This is a genomic window from Nocardioides montaniterrae (assembly GCF_054782655.1).
This window is the reverse complement of record NZ_BAAGSB010000004.1, coordinates 1-14,777: the sequence shown is the minus strand read 5'-3', so window position 1 is coordinate 14,777 and position 14,777 is coordinate 1. Positions and strand designations below refer to the sequence as shown.

The 14,777-nt window shown below is 70.7% G+C and carries 15 protein-coding genes; 7 read left to right on the top strand and 8 right to left on the bottom strand.

Annotation, left to right across the window (positions count from 1 at the left end; genetic code table 11):
• Positions 1 to 16: 16 nt before the first annotated feature.
• Both ACYVJ3_RS08025 and ACYVJ3_RS08020 read right to left on the bottom strand, forming a co-directional pair.
• On the bottom strand, positions 17 to 1,453 hold the full coding sequence (locus tag ACYVJ3_RS08025; protein ID WP_460852282.1) for a glyceraldehyde-3-phosphate dehydrogenase: 1,437 nt from the start codon (positions 1,451 to 1,453) through the stop codon (positions 17 to 19).
• A 77-nt stretch (positions 1,454 to 1,530) separates the two neighbouring features.
• The gene (locus ACYVJ3_RS08020) at positions 1,531 to 2,418 is read right to left on the bottom strand and encodes a HemK family protein methyltransferase (protein ID WP_460852280.1); all 888 of its coding nucleotides are present in this window, start codon (positions 2,416 to 2,418) and stop codon (positions 1,531 to 1,533) included.
• A gap of 52 nt (positions 2,419 to 2,470) precedes the next feature.
• Between ACYVJ3_RS08020 and ACYVJ3_RS08015 the strand changes: the two genes are divergently transcribed.
• Together ACYVJ3_RS08015 and ACYVJ3_RS08010 are read left to right on the top strand one after the other, a co-directional pair.
• Positions 2,471 to 3,259, top strand: a complete 789-nt coding sequence (locus tag ACYVJ3_RS08015; RefSeq protein WP_460852279.1) for a glycerophosphodiester phosphodiesterase — start codon at positions 2,471 to 2,473, stop codon at positions 3,257 to 3,259.
• Positions 3,260 to 3,295: 36 nt separating this feature from the next.
• Positions 3,296 to 4,225 (top strand): DUF5926 family protein, encoded by a 930-nt coding sequence (locus ACYVJ3_RS08010; protein WP_460852277.1) that lies wholly within the window; start codon positions 3,296 to 3,298, stop codon positions 4,223 to 4,225.
• A 53-nt stretch (positions 4,226 to 4,278) separates the two neighbouring features.
• Here the strand turns inward: ACYVJ3_RS08010 and ACYVJ3_RS08005 are convergent, their stop codons facing one another.
• The 3 genes from ACYVJ3_RS08005 to ACYVJ3_RS07995 all read right to left on the bottom strand — a co-directional run bounded on the left by ACYVJ3_RS08005 (position 4,279) and on the right by ACYVJ3_RS07995 (position 6,580).
• Positions 4,279 to 5,292 (bottom strand): adenylate/guanylate cyclase domain-containing protein, encoded by a 1,014-nt coding sequence (locus ACYVJ3_RS08005; RefSeq protein WP_460852276.1) that lies wholly within the window; start codon positions 5,290 to 5,292, stop codon positions 4,279 to 4,281.
• 18 nt (positions 5,293 to 5,310) lie between these two features.
• A complete protein-coding gene (locus tag ACYVJ3_RS08000) occupies positions 5,311 to 5,676 on the bottom strand; it encodes a Crp/Fnr family transcriptional regulator (RefSeq protein ID WP_460852275.1) in 366 nt (121 codons plus the stop codon).
• A 70-nt stretch (positions 5,677 to 5,746) separates the two neighbouring features.
• Positions 5,747 to 6,580 (bottom strand): prephenate dehydratase, encoded by an 834-nt coding sequence (locus ACYVJ3_RS07995; RefSeq protein WP_460852274.1) that lies wholly within the window; start codon positions 6,578 to 6,580, stop codon positions 5,747 to 5,749.
• Positions 6,581 to 6,622: 42 nt separating this feature from the next.
• On the opposite strand from ACYVJ3_RS07995, the gene ACYVJ3_RS07990 reads away from it, so the two are divergent.
• Positions 6,623 to 7,030 (top strand): DUF4446 family protein, encoded by a 408-nt coding sequence (locus ACYVJ3_RS07990; RefSeq protein WP_460852272.1) that lies wholly within the window; start codon positions 6,623 to 6,625, stop codon positions 7,028 to 7,030.
• On the opposite strand, the gene ACYVJ3_RS07985 is transcribed toward ACYVJ3_RS07990, so the two are convergent.
• Positions 7,027 to 8,607, bottom strand: coding sequence for a bifunctional phosphatase PAP2/diacylglycerol kinase family protein (locus tag ACYVJ3_RS07985; RefSeq protein WP_460852271.1), 1,581 nt, complete (start codon positions 8,605 to 8,607; stop codon positions 7,027 to 7,029). The genes ACYVJ3_RS07990 and ACYVJ3_RS07985 overlap by 4 nt on opposite strands.
• A gap of 48 nt (positions 8,608 to 8,655) precedes the next feature.
• Between ACYVJ3_RS07985 and ACYVJ3_RS07980 the strand changes: the two genes are divergently transcribed.
• The 4 genes from ACYVJ3_RS07980 to ACYVJ3_RS07965 all read left to right on the top strand — a co-directional run bounded on the left by ACYVJ3_RS07980 (position 8,656) and on the right by ACYVJ3_RS07965 (position 12,540).
• Positions 8,656 to 9,645 (top strand): aldo/keto reductase, encoded by a 990-nt coding sequence (locus ACYVJ3_RS07980; RefSeq protein ID WP_460852269.1) that lies wholly within the window; start codon positions 8,656 to 8,658, stop codon positions 9,643 to 9,645.
• Positions 9,646 to 9,780: 135 nt separating this feature from the next.
• The gene (gene serS / locus ACYVJ3_RS07975) at positions 9,781 to 11,055 is read left to right on the top strand and encodes a serine--tRNA ligase (protein WP_460852268.1); all 1,275 of its coding nucleotides are present in this window, start codon (positions 9,781 to 9,783) and stop codon (positions 11,053 to 11,055) included.
• 4 nt (positions 11,056 to 11,059) lie between these two features.
• Complete coding sequence (locus ACYVJ3_RS07970; protein ID WP_460852265.1) at positions 11,060 to 11,944, top strand: HAD family hydrolase; 885 nt, start codon at positions 11,060 to 11,062, stop codon at positions 11,942 to 11,944.
• Complete coding sequence (locus tag ACYVJ3_RS07965; RefSeq protein WP_460852263.1) at positions 11,941 to 12,540, top strand: hypothetical protein; 600 nt, start codon at positions 11,941 to 11,943, stop codon at positions 12,538 to 12,540. The genes ACYVJ3_RS07970 and ACYVJ3_RS07965 overlap by 4 nt, the downstream gene beginning before the upstream one ends.
• A gap of 1 nt (position 12,541) precedes the next feature.
• On the opposite strand, the gene ACYVJ3_RS07960 is transcribed toward ACYVJ3_RS07965, so the two are convergent.
• The gene (locus ACYVJ3_RS07960) at positions 12,542 to 13,063 is read right to left on the bottom strand and encodes a bacterial proteasome activator family protein (protein ID WP_460852262.1); all 522 of its coding nucleotides are present in this window, start codon (positions 13,061 to 13,063) and stop codon (positions 12,542 to 12,544) included.
• Between the two features lie 404 nt (positions 13,064 to 13,467).
• On the bottom strand, positions 13,468 to 14,703 hold the full coding sequence (locus ACYVJ3_RS07955; RefSeq protein WP_460852261.1) for an HNH endonuclease signature motif containing protein: 1,236 nt from the start codon (positions 14,701 to 14,703) through the stop codon (positions 13,468 to 13,470).
• Between the last annotated feature and the right edge of the window lie 74 nt (positions 14,704 to 14,777).

Genomic DNA, 14,777 nt, shown 5'->3' with positions numbered 1-14,777 from the left:
CGGCGTACGGGGTGGGTCAGAGCTTCGGGAACGTCTCGTACTCCACGCCGGAGATGTACTGGACGACCCGCAGGACCTGGCAGGAGTAGCCGAACTCGTTGTCGTACCAGACGTAGAGGATCGCGCTGTCGCCGTCGACGATCGCGGCGTTGCCGTCGATGATCGACGCGGCCCGGGCGCCGACGAAGTCGGTGGAGACCGCGTCGTTGGCCTGGGTGTAGTCGAGCGAGCGGGCGAGGGGGCCGACGAGCGCGGCCTTGCGGAGGTGGTCGAGGACCTCCTCACGGCTGGTCTCGCGCTTGAGCTGCAGGCTCAGGATCGCGATGGAGACGTTCGGGGTGGGGACACGGATCGAGTTGCCGGTGATCTTGGCGTCGAGGTCCGGGAGGACCTTCGCGACGGCCGAGGCGGCACCGGTCTCGGTGATGACCAGGTTGAGCGGCGCGGAGCGGCCGCGACGGTCGGCCTTGTGGTAGTTGTCCAGCAGGTTCTGGTCGTTGGTGAACGAGTGCACCGTCTCCACGTGACCGCGGATGATGCCGAACTCGTCCTCCATCGCCTTGAGCGGCGGGACGATCGCGTTGGTGGTGCAGGAGGCGCAGGACAGGATCGTCTCGGCCTGGTCGGTGTCGAGGTGGTTGACGCCGTGGACGATGTTCGGGACGTCGCCCTTGCCCGGCGCGGTCAGCAGGACCTTCTTGATGCCAGGTCGCAGGTGCAGCGAGAGGCCTTCGCGGTCGCGCCACTTGCCGGTGTTGTCGATCAGGATGGCGTCGTTGATGCCGTACGTCGTGTAGTCGATCTCGCTGGGGTCGTTGCTGTAGATGACCTGGATCTCGACGCCGTTGGCGACGATGACGTTGCGCTCCTCGTCGACCGTGATCGAGCCCTTGAACTGGCCGTGGATCGAGTCGCGGCGCAGCAGCGAGGCGCGCTTGGCGAGATCGCCCTCGCCGCCCTTGCGGACCACGACGGCGCGCAGGCGCAGGCCGTTGCCGGAGCCGGTCTTCTCGATGAGCAGGCGCGCGACGAGGCGGCCGATGCGGCCGAAGCCGTAGAGGACGACGTCCTGCGGGCCGGGGGCGCGGCGGTCCGGGCCGATGGCGCCGGCGAGAGCCTGCGCGGTGAAGGCGGGGATGTCGGCGGGCTCGCCGGCTTCCTTGTAGGCCTTCAGCAGCAGCGCGAGGTCGATCTTCGCGGCGCGGGCGTCGAGGCCGGCGATGGCCTGGAGGAACGGCATCGTGGTGACGACCGACAGCTCCTCGCCCTCGATCTGACGGGCGAAGCGGTGGATCTTCATGATGTCGACCGCGGACTTGTTCATCAGCGAGCGGCTGTGGAGCAGGATGGTCAGATCCTTCTCCCGCTGCAGCTTGCCGATGACCGGGATCATGGCTTCCGCGGTCTCCTCGCGGCTCTTCCAACGGTCGAAGATGTCCTCGTTGACAGTCACTGCTTCTCCATCGCTCGGCGAACTCCGCTCGCGATGCTAGGGCAGGTGTCGGGGGCGGCGGGAACTCGTGCCGTCTTTCAGACGGGTGAGATCCCCGACATCGTGCCGCTGAGGACCGTCGCTCCCCGGTCGTCGTCGGTGTGCGTCCGGGGCGTCAGGCCGTTGCTCTCGAAGGCGTACGTCGCTGCCGCGACCTGGTCCTCGCCGACCTCGACCCACACGCTTCCGGTGCTGGTGAGCCAACGCGGTGCCTGCTCGGCGACGCGGCGGATCAGGTCGAGCCCGTCGGTGCCGCCGTCGGTGGTGTGGGCCGGCTCGTGGTCCCGTGACTCGGCCGGCATGAGGTCGCGCGCCCGCGTCGGGACGTAGGGCATGTTCGCCAGGATCAGGTCGACCTTGCCCCGGAGGTGGTGGGAGAGCGGAGCGGTGAGGTCGCCCTGGTGGACGGTGCCGGCGATGCCTGCTGCTGCCAGGTTGCGGCGGGCGCACGCCACCGCCGCGGCGTCGACGTCGACGGCATGGACCTCCACCTCGACCGCCACCCCGACCTCTGTCGTGGCCGCGCGGCGGACGGCGTGGGCGACCGCGAGCCCGAGGGCTCCTGTTCCGCAGCCGAGATCGACCACGACTGTCCTTGCTTGCATGCATGCAAGGACGGCCGCGTCTCCACTTGCTTGCATGCATGCAAGGACGGCCGCGTGCCCCCTTGCATGCATGCAAGCAAGGACGCGCTCCACCATCAGCGCCGTCCGCTGGCGCGGGATGAAGACCCCCGGATCGATGCCGACCCGCACCCCGGCGAAGTCGACCCAGCCGACGACGTGCTCCAAGGGCGCGCCGGCGACCCGGCGTACGACCATCGCCTCCAGCTCCTCGTCAGAGCCGGCGGAGGCGAGCAACACCGCCGCCTCGTCCTCGGCGAAGACGCAGCCGGCGGCGCGCAGACGGGAGACGAGTTCAGGCACAGGTCAAGTGTCGGTCATCAGCCCACGGGGCGCGTGCATAAGAATGCAGACCATGCGACCGCAGGTCGTCGCCCATCGAGGCGCGAGTCATGAGCTGGCCGAGCACACCCTGGGTGCCTACATCGAGGCACTCGACGTGGGGGCCGGCGGCCTGGAGTGCGACGTGCGCCTGACCGCCGACGGCCACCTGGTCTGCGTCCACGACCGCGACCTCAAGCGTGTCGGCGGCAACAAGAGCCTGGTCAGCCAGATGGAGCTCGCCGACCTCTCCGAGCTCGACTTCGCCGCGTGGAAGAACCCCTGGGCCGACCTCGACGACGAGGCGCCCGACCGCGACGAGGTCCACGACGGCGTCCTGACGCTGAGGAAGCTGCTGGAGACCGTCGCCGACTACGACCGCCCGGTCGAGGTCGCCATCGAGACCAAGCACCCCACGCGCTTCGGCGGGCTGGTCGAGAAGCGCCTGGCCGAGATGCTGCGCGACTTCGGCTGGGACAAGGAGGGCGCCCCGGTCCGGGTGATGAGCTTCTCCCACTCGGCTCTGCAGCGGATGGCGCGACTGGCCCCCGAGGTCCGCCTGGTGCAGCTGATCGACCGCCCGGCGTACTGGCCCGTCGTCAAACGCACCATGCCCGACAGCTGGATCATCGGGCCCGGCATCAAGATGCTCGAGGCGAACCCGCGCACCCTCGACTCGATGGTCCGCTCCCAGCGCGAGATGCACGTGTGGACGGTCAACAAGATCGCCCACCTCGAGCTCTGCCTGAGGTCAGGGGTGAGGGCCGTGATCACCGATCGCCCGGCGTACATGCTCAACCAGCTCGCCGAGCGCGACCTCTGAGCACACCCGTGCCGAGCCACGGGTAGGTTCACCGCCATGGCCAAGCGCGACCGCAACCAGCCCAAGCCTCTGGCGCCCGGAGAGGTCGGCCCTCGCCAGCCCTGCCCGTGCGGCTCGGGCAAGCGCTACAAGGCCTGCCACGGCGCGCCCGGCGGCGCGCAGCTCTTCGTCAAGCGTCCCTTCGAGGGCCTGGCCTCCGAGTGCGACGTCGTCGCGATGCGCGAGCTCGTCCCCGCGGCCACCGCCCCGATCACCGTCAAGGGTCACGAGGACCGCGAGGTCCGCCTCTGCACGCTGCTGCCCATGGCCGCGCCCGCGATGGTCCGCGACAGCGGCGCGATCTGGCTCGGCCTCCAGGTGCAGCACGCGTACGGCGACCCGGCCCGTGACCTGGGCGCCGTGCTCGAGCAGGCGCTGACGGCCGAGCCCGGTGTCGTCAGCCTGGCCGGTGCGCCGGGCGAGGGCGCGAGGATCCAGGACCTCATTGCCGACACCAGCCTCGACATCACCGTCCATGAGGGCTTCGGCTTCTGGGTCGAGGACATGGAGTCCTCCGCCGAGGTCGCCGCGGCGATCGAGGCCGCCGACGGCGCCGCCTCGCCGACGGTGCGGCTGACCGGCGTGACCGCGGCGTACTGGACCGCGATGGGCTCCAAGGAGCACCTGCGCTGGGTCATGCCCGAGCCCGAGGACACGCTGCTCAGCGCGCTGGCCCGGTTGCACGGGCGGGGCGACGACGTGATCGTCGAGGGCGCCCGATTCGTCGGCATGTTCCGCGCCCACGGCCTGCTCGCCCCCGTGTGGGACCTCCCGGTCGGCACCGGCGCCGAGGCGCTCGAAGCACCCGCGGCCGAGTTCAAGGCCAAGCTGGATGCTGCCCTCGCCGAGCTCGAGGCCGGCGAGCTCACCACGGAGGAGCGCTCGGCACGCAACGGCCTGGCGAACCGCCAGGTCACCATCCGCTGAGGTTGTGAAGGGGAGCGAGGCCTCTGGACCTCGCTCCGGTTCACAACCTGCGGCTACTTCCGGACGAGCGCCCAGACCTGGAGCCGGGAGTAACCCTTGACCGAGACCCGGCGCAGGCGCCGGAAGCGGTACGCGTCGGTGGTCGAGCCGTGGTCATCGGTGGTCGAGCCTGCCGAGGCTGCGTCCTCGTCCTCGAGCTCCCCGCCCAGGGCGGCGTGCAGGCCCCGGTCGATGAGGACGGACCCGGGCCGGGCGACCGAGGTGAGCCGGGCGGCGATGTTGACCACGGGTCCGTAGACGTCGCCCAGACGACTGACCACCTCGCCGTACGCCACTCCGGCGCGGACCGCGGGGAAGTCGGCGTCGTGGTCGGCGCCGAGCCCGACGAGCTCGAGCGCGATCTCGGAGATCGCCGTGGGGCTGTCGGCCACGATCAACAGCTCGTCGCCGATGTTCTTGATGATCCGCCCGCCGCGCTCGACGACGACGGCGAGGGCCACCGTCTCGAAGTGCTCGAGCCAGTCGACCAGCTCGGACTCGGACAGCGTGCGCGAGCGAGAGGTGTAGCCGACGATGTCGACGAAGCAGATGCCGGCGAGGTGGCCCGCGCCCGTCGCGGTGAGGGTGCGGCCGCTCGCGCTGAGGAGGTGGCGGCGCCAGGTGAAGGCCTGCAGCTTCTCGACCCTGGGCAGGATCTGGTCGCCGAGCAGCAGCACGGCTTCGGCGGGGTCCATGCCGGTCTCGACCGCGACCTCGGCGAGGAGGGCCGACTGCCACTCCGCCAGGCGCGCGAACGCGCGACCCCAGGTGCGGACCAGGCCCTCTTGCCGGTCGGCGTTGAGCACGCCGAGGTCGATCAGGTCCTGGGTGAGGCGCATGGCCTCGACGTCGGCGTCGGCGAAGGCGACCTCGTCGTCGGCGGTGTGCGCGAAGCCGAGCTGGTGCCACAGGTCGCGAGCGAGCTCGATGGGTATGCCGGCCTGCTCGGCCGCCTGCAGCTGGTTGAGGTGCGGACGCTGACCGAGCAGCTGCTCCTCGAGGAGCCCGAGAAGAGACTGCTCGGTCACGTCAGCGGTGGTGCGGCGTCAGGAGATGCGCGACTGCGCGACGTCGGAGAGCGCCTGGTGGAACGCGGGCCACTCGGCGTCGAGCTCGCGGAGCGTCTCGTCGGTGAGGTGGATCGTGTCCAGCGGCGTCATCGCGACGACGGAGGCGGTGCGCAGCTTGCCGCCCATGATCGCGGCCTCGCCGACGATGTCGCCGGGGCCGAGCGTCGCGATCTCCGCGCCGTCACGGCGGATGGAGACGGTGCCCTCGAGGATGATGTACGCCTTGTCGGCGGGGGTGTCCTCCCAGATCGGGGACCAACCCTCGGGGAGACGGACGCGACGACCGACGCTGCTGATCTTTGCGATCTCCTGCGGCGTGAAGTGCTCGAAGAACGTAGCCATGTGCAGACCATAGTGCTCAGATCCCCCCAAGGGGAGGAGGAACTTCAGTTCGTATGACGCGGCGTCGCGATCAACTGGCCCGGAACGGGTCCGCGGGGTACACCCCGAGCACCTTGATGTCGGTCGTGAAGAACGTGAGCTCCTCGAGCGCGCGCTTGAGCCCGGGCTCCTCGGGATGCCCGTCGACCTCGGCCAGGAACTGGGTGGCGGTGAACTCCCCGCCGATCATGTAGCTCTCCAGCTTGGTCATGTTGATCCCGTTGGTCGCGAAGCCGCCGAGTGCCTTGTAGAGAGCGCTCGGGAGGTTGCGCACGTTGAAGACGAAGCTGGTCACCACCGGACCGTTGCCGGCCGGCGCCTCGACGTACTCCGGCGAGAGCACGACGAAGCGGGTCGTGTTGTGGTCCTCGTCCTCGACGTCCTCACGGAGGATGTCGAGGCCGTAGATCTCGGCGGCCAGCGGGGGCGCGATGGCGGCCATCTTCGGGTCGCCGGCCTCGACGACCTCGCGCGCGGCGCCGGCGGTGTCGCCGGAGATGACCGGGGTCAGGCCGAGCTCGCGGATCACCTTGCGGCACTGACCGAGCGCGTGGACGTGGCTGTGCACGGTCTCGATCTCGTCCGTGGAGACCCCCGGCAGCGTCATCAGCGCGAACTGGATGCGCAGGAAGTGCTCGGCCACGATGTGCAGCCCCGAGTCGGGCAGGAAGTGGTGGATGTCGGCCACGCGGCCGGCCAGCGAGTTCTCGATGGGGATCATCGCCAGCTCGGCGTCACCGCCCTTGACCGCGGCGAAGACGTCCTCGAACGACGCGCACGGCACGGCCTCCCAGTCGGGGTAGTGCTGCTTGCACACGATGTGGGAGTTGGCGCCGGGTTCCCCCTGGTAGGCGATGCGGGGCATGGCGCCAAGGGTAGGGGAGTCCGCGCCTCTAGCCTTGGCGGCATGGTCCTCGGCATCCTCGCCCTGCTCGTCGCGCTCGTCGCTCTCGGTCTCGCGGGGGTGACCTTCCGCGACGTACGCCGGGCTGCCGGCCGCCCCGACCCGACCGCCGACCTGCCGGCCGACGTACCGGGCCTGCGGGCCGAGGTCGCCGCGCTGCGCGAGGAGGCCAAGGGGGCGCTCCGGCACCTCGCGGTCGTCCGGTACGACGCCTTCGACGAGATGGGCGGCCGGCTCTCGTGGTCGCTCGCGCTCCTCGACGACGCCGGCGACGGCGTCATGGTGACCTCGATCCGCGGCCGCGACGAGGCGCGGACCTACGCCAAGCCGATCGCGGCCTGGAAGTCCGACTCCGAGCTCTCGCCCGAGGAGTCCGAGGCCGTGGCCCACGCCCGCATGGCTCGCCTCTAGCGGGGGACCCGCACCAGCACCCGGCCGTGGATGCACTCCATGGACAGCTCGCGGCCCAGGCCGATGGTGTCGCCGTCGAGCTGACGCGGGACGTCCGTGGACGCGCGTACGGCGATCCGCCGGCCGGTCATCCGAGCCACGGAGTCACCGGCTCCCTCCTCGCGCTTGGCCACGACCCGCAGGATCAGCGGGATCCAGCTGAGGAAGCGGCGGGGGTAGAGCAGGACCACGTCGAGCAGACCGTCGTCGATGGCGGCGTCGGGGATCAGGTTCATGCCGCCCTGCAGGGAGCCGACGTTGCCGATCACGCACGTGCGGGCACGGTGCTTGGTCCAGGGGCCGTCGTCGACGGAGATCTCGAGCCGCATCGTCGGGAACATCAGCGCCTTGAGGCCGGAGAGGACGTAGGCCAGCCAGCCGACCTTCTTCTTGATGTCCTCGTTGACGCCCTCCATGATCGCGGCATCGAAGCCGAGGCCGGCCATCACCATGAAGTGGGTGTCGTCGATCCCGTCGCCGGAGACGGCGACCATGTCGACCGCGCGGTCCTGCCCGGTCAGGGCGACGTCGATCGCGGCCCGCAGGAACAGCGGCAGGGAGAGGTTGCGGGCCAGGAGGTTGCCGGTGCCGGCCGGGATGATCCCGACCGGGATGCCGGTGCCGGCGAGCTCGGCGCACACCTCGCGCACGGTGCCGTCGCCGCCGCAGACCAGCACCAGCTCGGCACCGGAGACGGCCGCCTGGTGGGCCTGTCCGGTGCCTGAGTCCTCGACGGTGGTGAGGAGCCAGTGCGGCTCGTTCCAACCCGACGCGACGGCCATCTGGGTGACCAGCGACTTGAACTGCGCGACCGACTCGACCTTGATCGGGTTCAGGATCACCACGATGTCGCGGTTGCCCGGGTAGGTCTCCGGCAGCGGGATCGCGCCGAGCGCGTGGCTCTTGGGCAGCGGGCTGTAGAGCGCGATGCCGAGCAGCACCAGGCCGACCGAGAGCAGCAGGGAGCCGACGACGTCGGTGAGGTGGTGGCGCCCGAGCAGGATCCGGTCGGCGGCCACGAGCACGATCAGCGCGATCGCGACGGTGTGGGCGAGGCGGCGTACGGCGGAGCGCCGGATCAGCATCGCCGCGAGCATGATCAGCAGGCTGGCGAAGGTGGCGGTCAGGGTCACGTGCCCCGAGGGGTAGGAGTGCCCCTGCAGCACGTGCTCGTGCCACTGCCAGGCGGGTCGGTCGCGGCCGACGAGGACCTTGACCCAGTGACCGGTCTGCCAGGCCACCAGCATCACGACGACGACCAGGATCGCCGCGCGGTGCAGCCGCTGGGCGATCAGGAGCCAGCCGGCCAGCAGCAGGGTGGCGGTGGCCATGGGCCAGAAGTCGAAGCCGACCTCGATCCCGCGCAGGACGTGGACCAGCCAGGCGTGCGACGTCGCGGACTCCGACAACGCCCGGGTCGTGCGGTCGAGCGATTCCAGCGGGGACCACTTCTCGTGGACGAGCACGGCGATCGCCGCGAACCACGCGAAGCAGATGAGGGACCACAGGAGCGGGGTCCGGCGCGGGCGGTCGAGCACGGGGGGAGGATATCGGCGCGGCTTCGCGGCGCTACTAACGTCGACCCCATGGACGCCCCCGCCGTACCCCTCCGCCGCCTCGGTCGCTCCGGCCTCGTCGTCTCGGCCGTCGGCCTCGGCTGCAACAACCTCGGGCGCGCCGGCACCGCCAGCGAGAGCCAGAAGGGCACCAACGCGCTCATCGGCGCCGCGCTCGACGCGGGCATCACCTTCTTCGACGTCGCCGACACCTACGGCGCCACCCCCGGTCTGTCCGAGGAACGGCTCGGCTCGGCGCTCGGCAAGCGCCGTGACGACGTCGTGGTGGCCACGAAGTTCGGCATGGACGCCCGCGGCGCGAACGGCGTCGACGGCGGCGCCCGCGGCTCGCGGCGCTACATCCGCCAGGCGGTCGAGGCGTCCCTGCGTCGGCTCGGCACCGACCGGATCGACCTCTACCAGCTCCACACGCCCGACCCGCTGACGCCGATCGACGAGACGCTGCGCGGCCTCGACGACCTGGTCCGCGCCGGCAAGGTGCGCTACGTCGGGCACTCGAACTTCTCCGGCTGGCAGATCGCGCAGGCGGAGTACGTCGCCCGCGAGCTCGGCAGCGAGCGGTTCATCTCCAGCCAGAACCACTACAACCTCCTCGACCGTCGCGCCGAGCTCGAGGTGCTCCCCGCGGCGGCCGAGCTCGGCCTGGGCGTCCTGCCGTACTTCCCGCTCGCCAACGGCCTGCTGACCGGCAAGTACGCCGGTGGCGTGGCCCCCGCCGGCTCACGGCTGACCACCACCCGCACCCACCTCGTCCAGGAGGGTGGCTCGCCGCAGATGGCGAACTTCTCCCAGCTCGCCCAGGACCGCGGCGTACCCGAGGTCGCCGTCGCCATCGGCTGGCTGCTGGCCCAGCGGCCCGTCGCCTCCGTCATCGCCGGCGCGACCCGCCCCGAGCAGATCCGCGCCAACGCCGCCGCCGGCTCCTGGGTCCCCACGGCCGACGACCTCGCCGAGCTCGACGAGATCTTCCCGGCGCCGGAGCGGATCGCGCTGTTCTGAGGCTTGCCGGCGTGCAGGTTTCCCAAGGGATGCAGCGAAACCTGCACTCCCCGATGGTTGCAACGCTTGGGAGGTGCAGGTTCGCCTGCATCCCTTGGGAAACCTGCACCACGCACCGCCCGATAGCCTGAGCGCATGATCGACCCGCGCATCCTCCGCGACGAGCCCGACCGAGTCCGCGCCAGCCAGGAGAAGCGCGGACTCTCCACGAGCGTCGTCGACGAGGCGCTCGAGGCCGACCGGACCCGGCGTACGGCGATCAACGCCTTCGAGGAGAGGCGCGCCGCCCAGAAGGCGATCGGGGCCAAGATCCCCAAGGCGAGCCCCGAGGAGAAGCAGGAGCTGCTCGCGCAGACCAAGTCGCTCGCGGCCGAGGTCAAGGCCGCCGAGGAGTCGTTGCGCGAGGCCGAGGCCGCCTGGACCAAGGCGCTCAAGAGCATCCACAACATCACCGCCGACGAGACGCCGGCGGGCGGCGAGGAGGACTTCGTCCTCCTCGAGATGATCGGCACCCCGCGCGACTTCGCCGCCGAGGGGTTCGAGCCCAAGGACCACGTCGAGCTCGGCAAGATCCTCGGCGCGATCGACCTCGAGCGGGGCGCCAAGGTGTCCGGCTCGCGGTTCTACTACCTGACCGGTCCCGGCGCCGAGCTCGAGTTCGCGCTCATCAACCTGGCCATGGAGCAGGCCCGCGAGGCCGGCTTCACCCAGGTCATCGCGCCCGCGCTGGTCCGCCCCGAGGCGATGGACGGCACCGGCTTCCTTGAGCAGGCCGAGGAGAACGTCTACCGGATCGAGGGCGAGGACCTCTACCTCGTCGGCACGTCCGAGGTCCCGATGGCGGCGTACCACTCCGGCGAGATCCTCGACGCCGCGAAGCTTCCGCTGCGCTACGCGGCGTACTCCTCCTGCTTCCGCAAGGAGGCCGGCAGCGCCGGCAAGGACACCAAGGGCATCATCCGGGTCCACCAGTTCGAGAAGGTGGAGATGTTCGTCTACACCACGCTCGAGGAGTCGTACGCCGAGCACCAGCGACTGCTCGCGTGGGAGAAGGCGTTCCTCGACAAGCTCGAGCTGGCCTACCAGGTCATCGACGTGGCGGCCGGCGACCTCGGCAACAGCGCGAGCCGCAAGTTCGACTGCGAGGCGTGGATCCCGACCCAGGGCAAGTACCGCGAGCTCACCTCGACCTCCAACTGCCTCGACTTCCAGGCCCGCCGCCTCGACACCCGCATGCGGGGGGAGGGCGGTACGACGCCCGTCGCCACGCTCAACGGCACGCTCACCGCGATCACCCGCTGCATCGTGGCCGTGCTCGAGACGCACCAGCAGGCCGACGGGTCGGTCAGGCTGCCCCAGGCCCTGCACAAGTGGATGGGCCGCGAGGTCCTCGAGCCGATCGCCCGCTGATCGCATGACCGCCTGGCGCCCGCGGCTCGTCGCGCTCGACATCGACGGGACGCTGCTGCGCTGGATCGAGGGCCAGGGCGCGAGCCAGGAAGAGGTCACCCCGGCGGTCCATGCCGCGGTTCAGCGCGCGCTGGACGCCGGCGCGCACATCGTCCTCGCGAGCGGCCGGGCACCACACAACATGACCGAGGTCGCGGACATGCTCGACCTGCACGACCCGGCGCACCCGGAGCGCAAGGAGCGGCTCTGGATCGTCGCGGCCAACGGCGCGGTGGTCTTCCGCTACCCGCCGATGGAGGTCGTCTACGAGGAGATGTTCGACGCCGGGCCCGCCGTACGTGCCGTCCTCGCCGCCCACCCCACGGCGCTCGTCGCCGTCGAGGAGCGCGGTCTCGGCTACCGCGTGACGGCGCCGTTCCCCGCGGGCGAGCTCGGGGGAGTGACGACGGTCGTCGACAGCGTCGACGAGCTCGTCGCCGACCCGGTCAGCCGCGTGATCATCCGCGACCCGGAGGCCGCGGTCGAGGACTTCGAGGAGCTCGTACGCCGCCTCGGCCTGACCGGCACCGACTACGCCATCGGCTGGACGGCGTGGCTCGACCTCGCCCCCGTGGGCGTCTCCAAGGCCTCCGGCCTGGCGTACGTCGCCGAGCAGCTCGGTGTCCGCGCCGACGAGGTGCTCGCGATCGGGGACGGTCGCAATGACCTCGAGATGCTGGCCTGGGCCGGCCGCGGCGTGGCGATGGGCCAGGCCGTCGACGAGGTGAAGGACACCGCCGACGACGTCACCGCGAGCGTCGACGACGACGGTGCCGCGCAGGAGATCGCCGCCTGGTTCGGTGCGGGCTCCGCCGACGATGTGGCCGCATCTGGTGGGATGGGGGCGTGACTTCGGTGCGTGCTGCTCTCGCCTGCCTGCTGGCCGTGCTGGGCCTGGCCCTCGTCGCGCCCACCGCCCACGCGGCGCCGGCGCCCAACCGGTGCACCGTCCTGCTCGGTCACCCCGACCAGGTCGCCAAGGCCGCGACCGGCGCCAGCGCGGTCTTCGCCGCGAAGGTCACCAAGGCGGCGCCGGGCGCCGCCAACCACAAGCTCACCAACCTCCAGGTGCAGGTGCTCGCCGGCTTCAAGGGACCCGTCCGCAAGGGCGGCACGGCCGCCGTGCAGGTCTCCGGGACGGGCAAGCGTCCCGCGGCAGGAGCGACGTACCTCTTCTTCGCGAAGCGGCACGGCAAGGGGCTGTCCGCGGACCTGTGCGGCCACGTGGTCAAGCTGGCCAAGGGCCTGACCCAGCAGCTGAGCGCCAAGCTCAAGGCCGACCTCAGCGGGGGCGCGCAGGCCGCGACGGTGCGGCTCAGCCCGCCGAACCCCGACGTCCGCGACCTGCCGGCGCTGAGCCGCCTGGTCGCGCCGGGTCTGGGCGTCGCGCTCTTCGGCCTGCTGGGCCTGCTGCTGTTCCGCCGGCTCGGTCGCGAGAAGAGCTGACCTAGAGGTACATCCCGCTCGTGTTGTCGGGCGCGCCCTGCTGCGGCGCCTCCCCGGCCTCGGGCGGTACGCCGTGCGGGCCGGTCATGCCGGGCGGCAGCGCGCGCCGCATCTGCTCGAACTGCGCCTTGGCGGCCATCTGCTGCGCGTAGATCGCCGTCTGGATGCCGTGGAAGAGACCCTCCAGCCAGCCGACCAGCTGGGCCTGCGCGATCCGCAGCTCGCCCTCGGACGGCGTCACGTTGTCGGCGAAGGGCAGCGAGAGACGCTCGAGCTCCTCGACCAGCTCGGGGGCGAGGCCCTGCTCGAGCTCCTTGATGGAGGAGCGGTGGATCTCGGCCAGGCGGTGACGGCTCGCCTCGTCCAGAGGCGCCGCCTTCACCTCCTCGAGGAGCTGACGGATCATGCTGCCGATCCGCATCACCTTGGCCGGCTGCTCGACGAGGTCGGTCAACGACCGCTCCCCCTCGTCGCCCTCCTGATCCTGGTCCGGCGCGATGACGACGTACTGCTCCTCGCTCATGGGTCCGAGCCTACAAAGTGCCTCATCGCCGACCCATGGTCGGTCGAGGACGTCGCCACGCTCTCGTTGGTTGAGTAGTCCGAGGCGCTAGCCGAGGACGTATCGATACCAATGTCTTGGCTGGTCGGCGCGGCCTTCGGGTGGGTGTGGCGGCCGCGCGTAGCGCGCCGCTCCCCGCTGTCAAGGATCCTCGCTGCGCTCGGCCCGCTGCGCGGCGCCTTCGGCGTCCTTGACTGCGGGTCCCTGGCGGCGCGCTGGTGGCGCGGGTGTCGGCGGCTCGCTTCGCTCGCGCCGACGCGATGCGGCCGCCTTCGGCGGCCCCATCGGTGTGACGGTGGGGTCTGGCTCTCGACATTGTGGAGTTGTGGGGTCACCAGGTGGCTCTGGGACTCCACGGTCTCGGTCTAGGGCCGGCGGTGGAACCGCCAGGCGCCGGTCGGCATGACTTCATGGGTCATCCGGGGGTCGTGGGCGATGTGGTGGTGATGGCTGCAGAGCAGGACACCGTCGGCGAGGTCGGTCTTCCCGCCGGCTGACCATGGATGTGAATGATGTGCTTCGCACCAGGTGGCGGGGACCGTGCAGCCTTCGGCCCGGCACTGCATGTCGCGCAGTCGGAGGGCCTTGCGCTGGGAGGCGTTGAAGAGCCGCTGGGCCCTGCCCAGGTCGAGGATCTCACCCTTGCCGCCGAGGACGACGGGGATGATCTTCGCGGTGCAGGCCAGGCGCCGGGCTTCGTCAGCGGTGATCTGGAGATCGCCCTCCAAGGAGCCGATGATCCCGGCGGTGGCGAGGTCGCGACGCAGGTCGTCGAGGCTGATGGTGACCATGACCGTGGTGGCGTCGCCGCCGTGGTCGGGCAGCTTCTTGGGGTCGAGGTGCTCCAACAACGCACAGAACGCTTGGCCAAGACGACGACTCCGCGGGAGGCGCTCACCAGTCGAGACCCGCGGTGAGGAGAACGCATCCAGGTAGGTCTCGAGGCGCGCTGCCACCGCGTCAGGGACCTGGCCGACGATCCGGGTGATCCCGTCGCCGAGGCGCTTGAACCGGATCGAGGTCTTGATCCGCGCGGAGCGTTCCTCGCGCTCCAACGCGCGGGCGTCGGCCTCGTCCGCGATCTCGGGCGCGACCACCGAAAGGATTCGGTCGCCCAGGGTCCGCAGCTCACGCGGACCGAACTGGCCGGCCAGCTCCACGAGGTGCTTCTCGGCCCGACGCGTCGTCACCTGGTCGATCTCGGGCGGGAGCTTCTCGAGGCCGGCGACGATGACCTGCGCCTGGGCACGGTTCACGGAACCGTTGCGCATGCCTGCGCCGACCTGGCGCCACCGTTCGTCGATCGCCTCTGCCAGCCTCAGCTCGGCGCGCACGCTCTGGGGATCCAGGTGCGCCTCGTGGGCCAGCCACATCCCGGCGTCGCGGGCACCGGTGTCCTGAGCGAGGTCGCCGGAGGCGGCGAGGACCCGCATCTCGGCCTCTTCGACCTGCGCCTTGAGCGCTGCCAGCCCACGCAACACCGTGGCCTTGTCGGCGGGTGTCATGTAGACGGGCTCGACTGAAGCGACGCCGGCGAAGGCTCGGCGGGAGGTGTTCACGGCACGCAGCATCGGGTGTTCTGACACCGATGCTGTCGCCATGGTGACTCCCGAGAGATGAGGCTTGATTCGTACCTTCATCATACATGTGTTCGAACGGTTTCTCAATGCAAGAT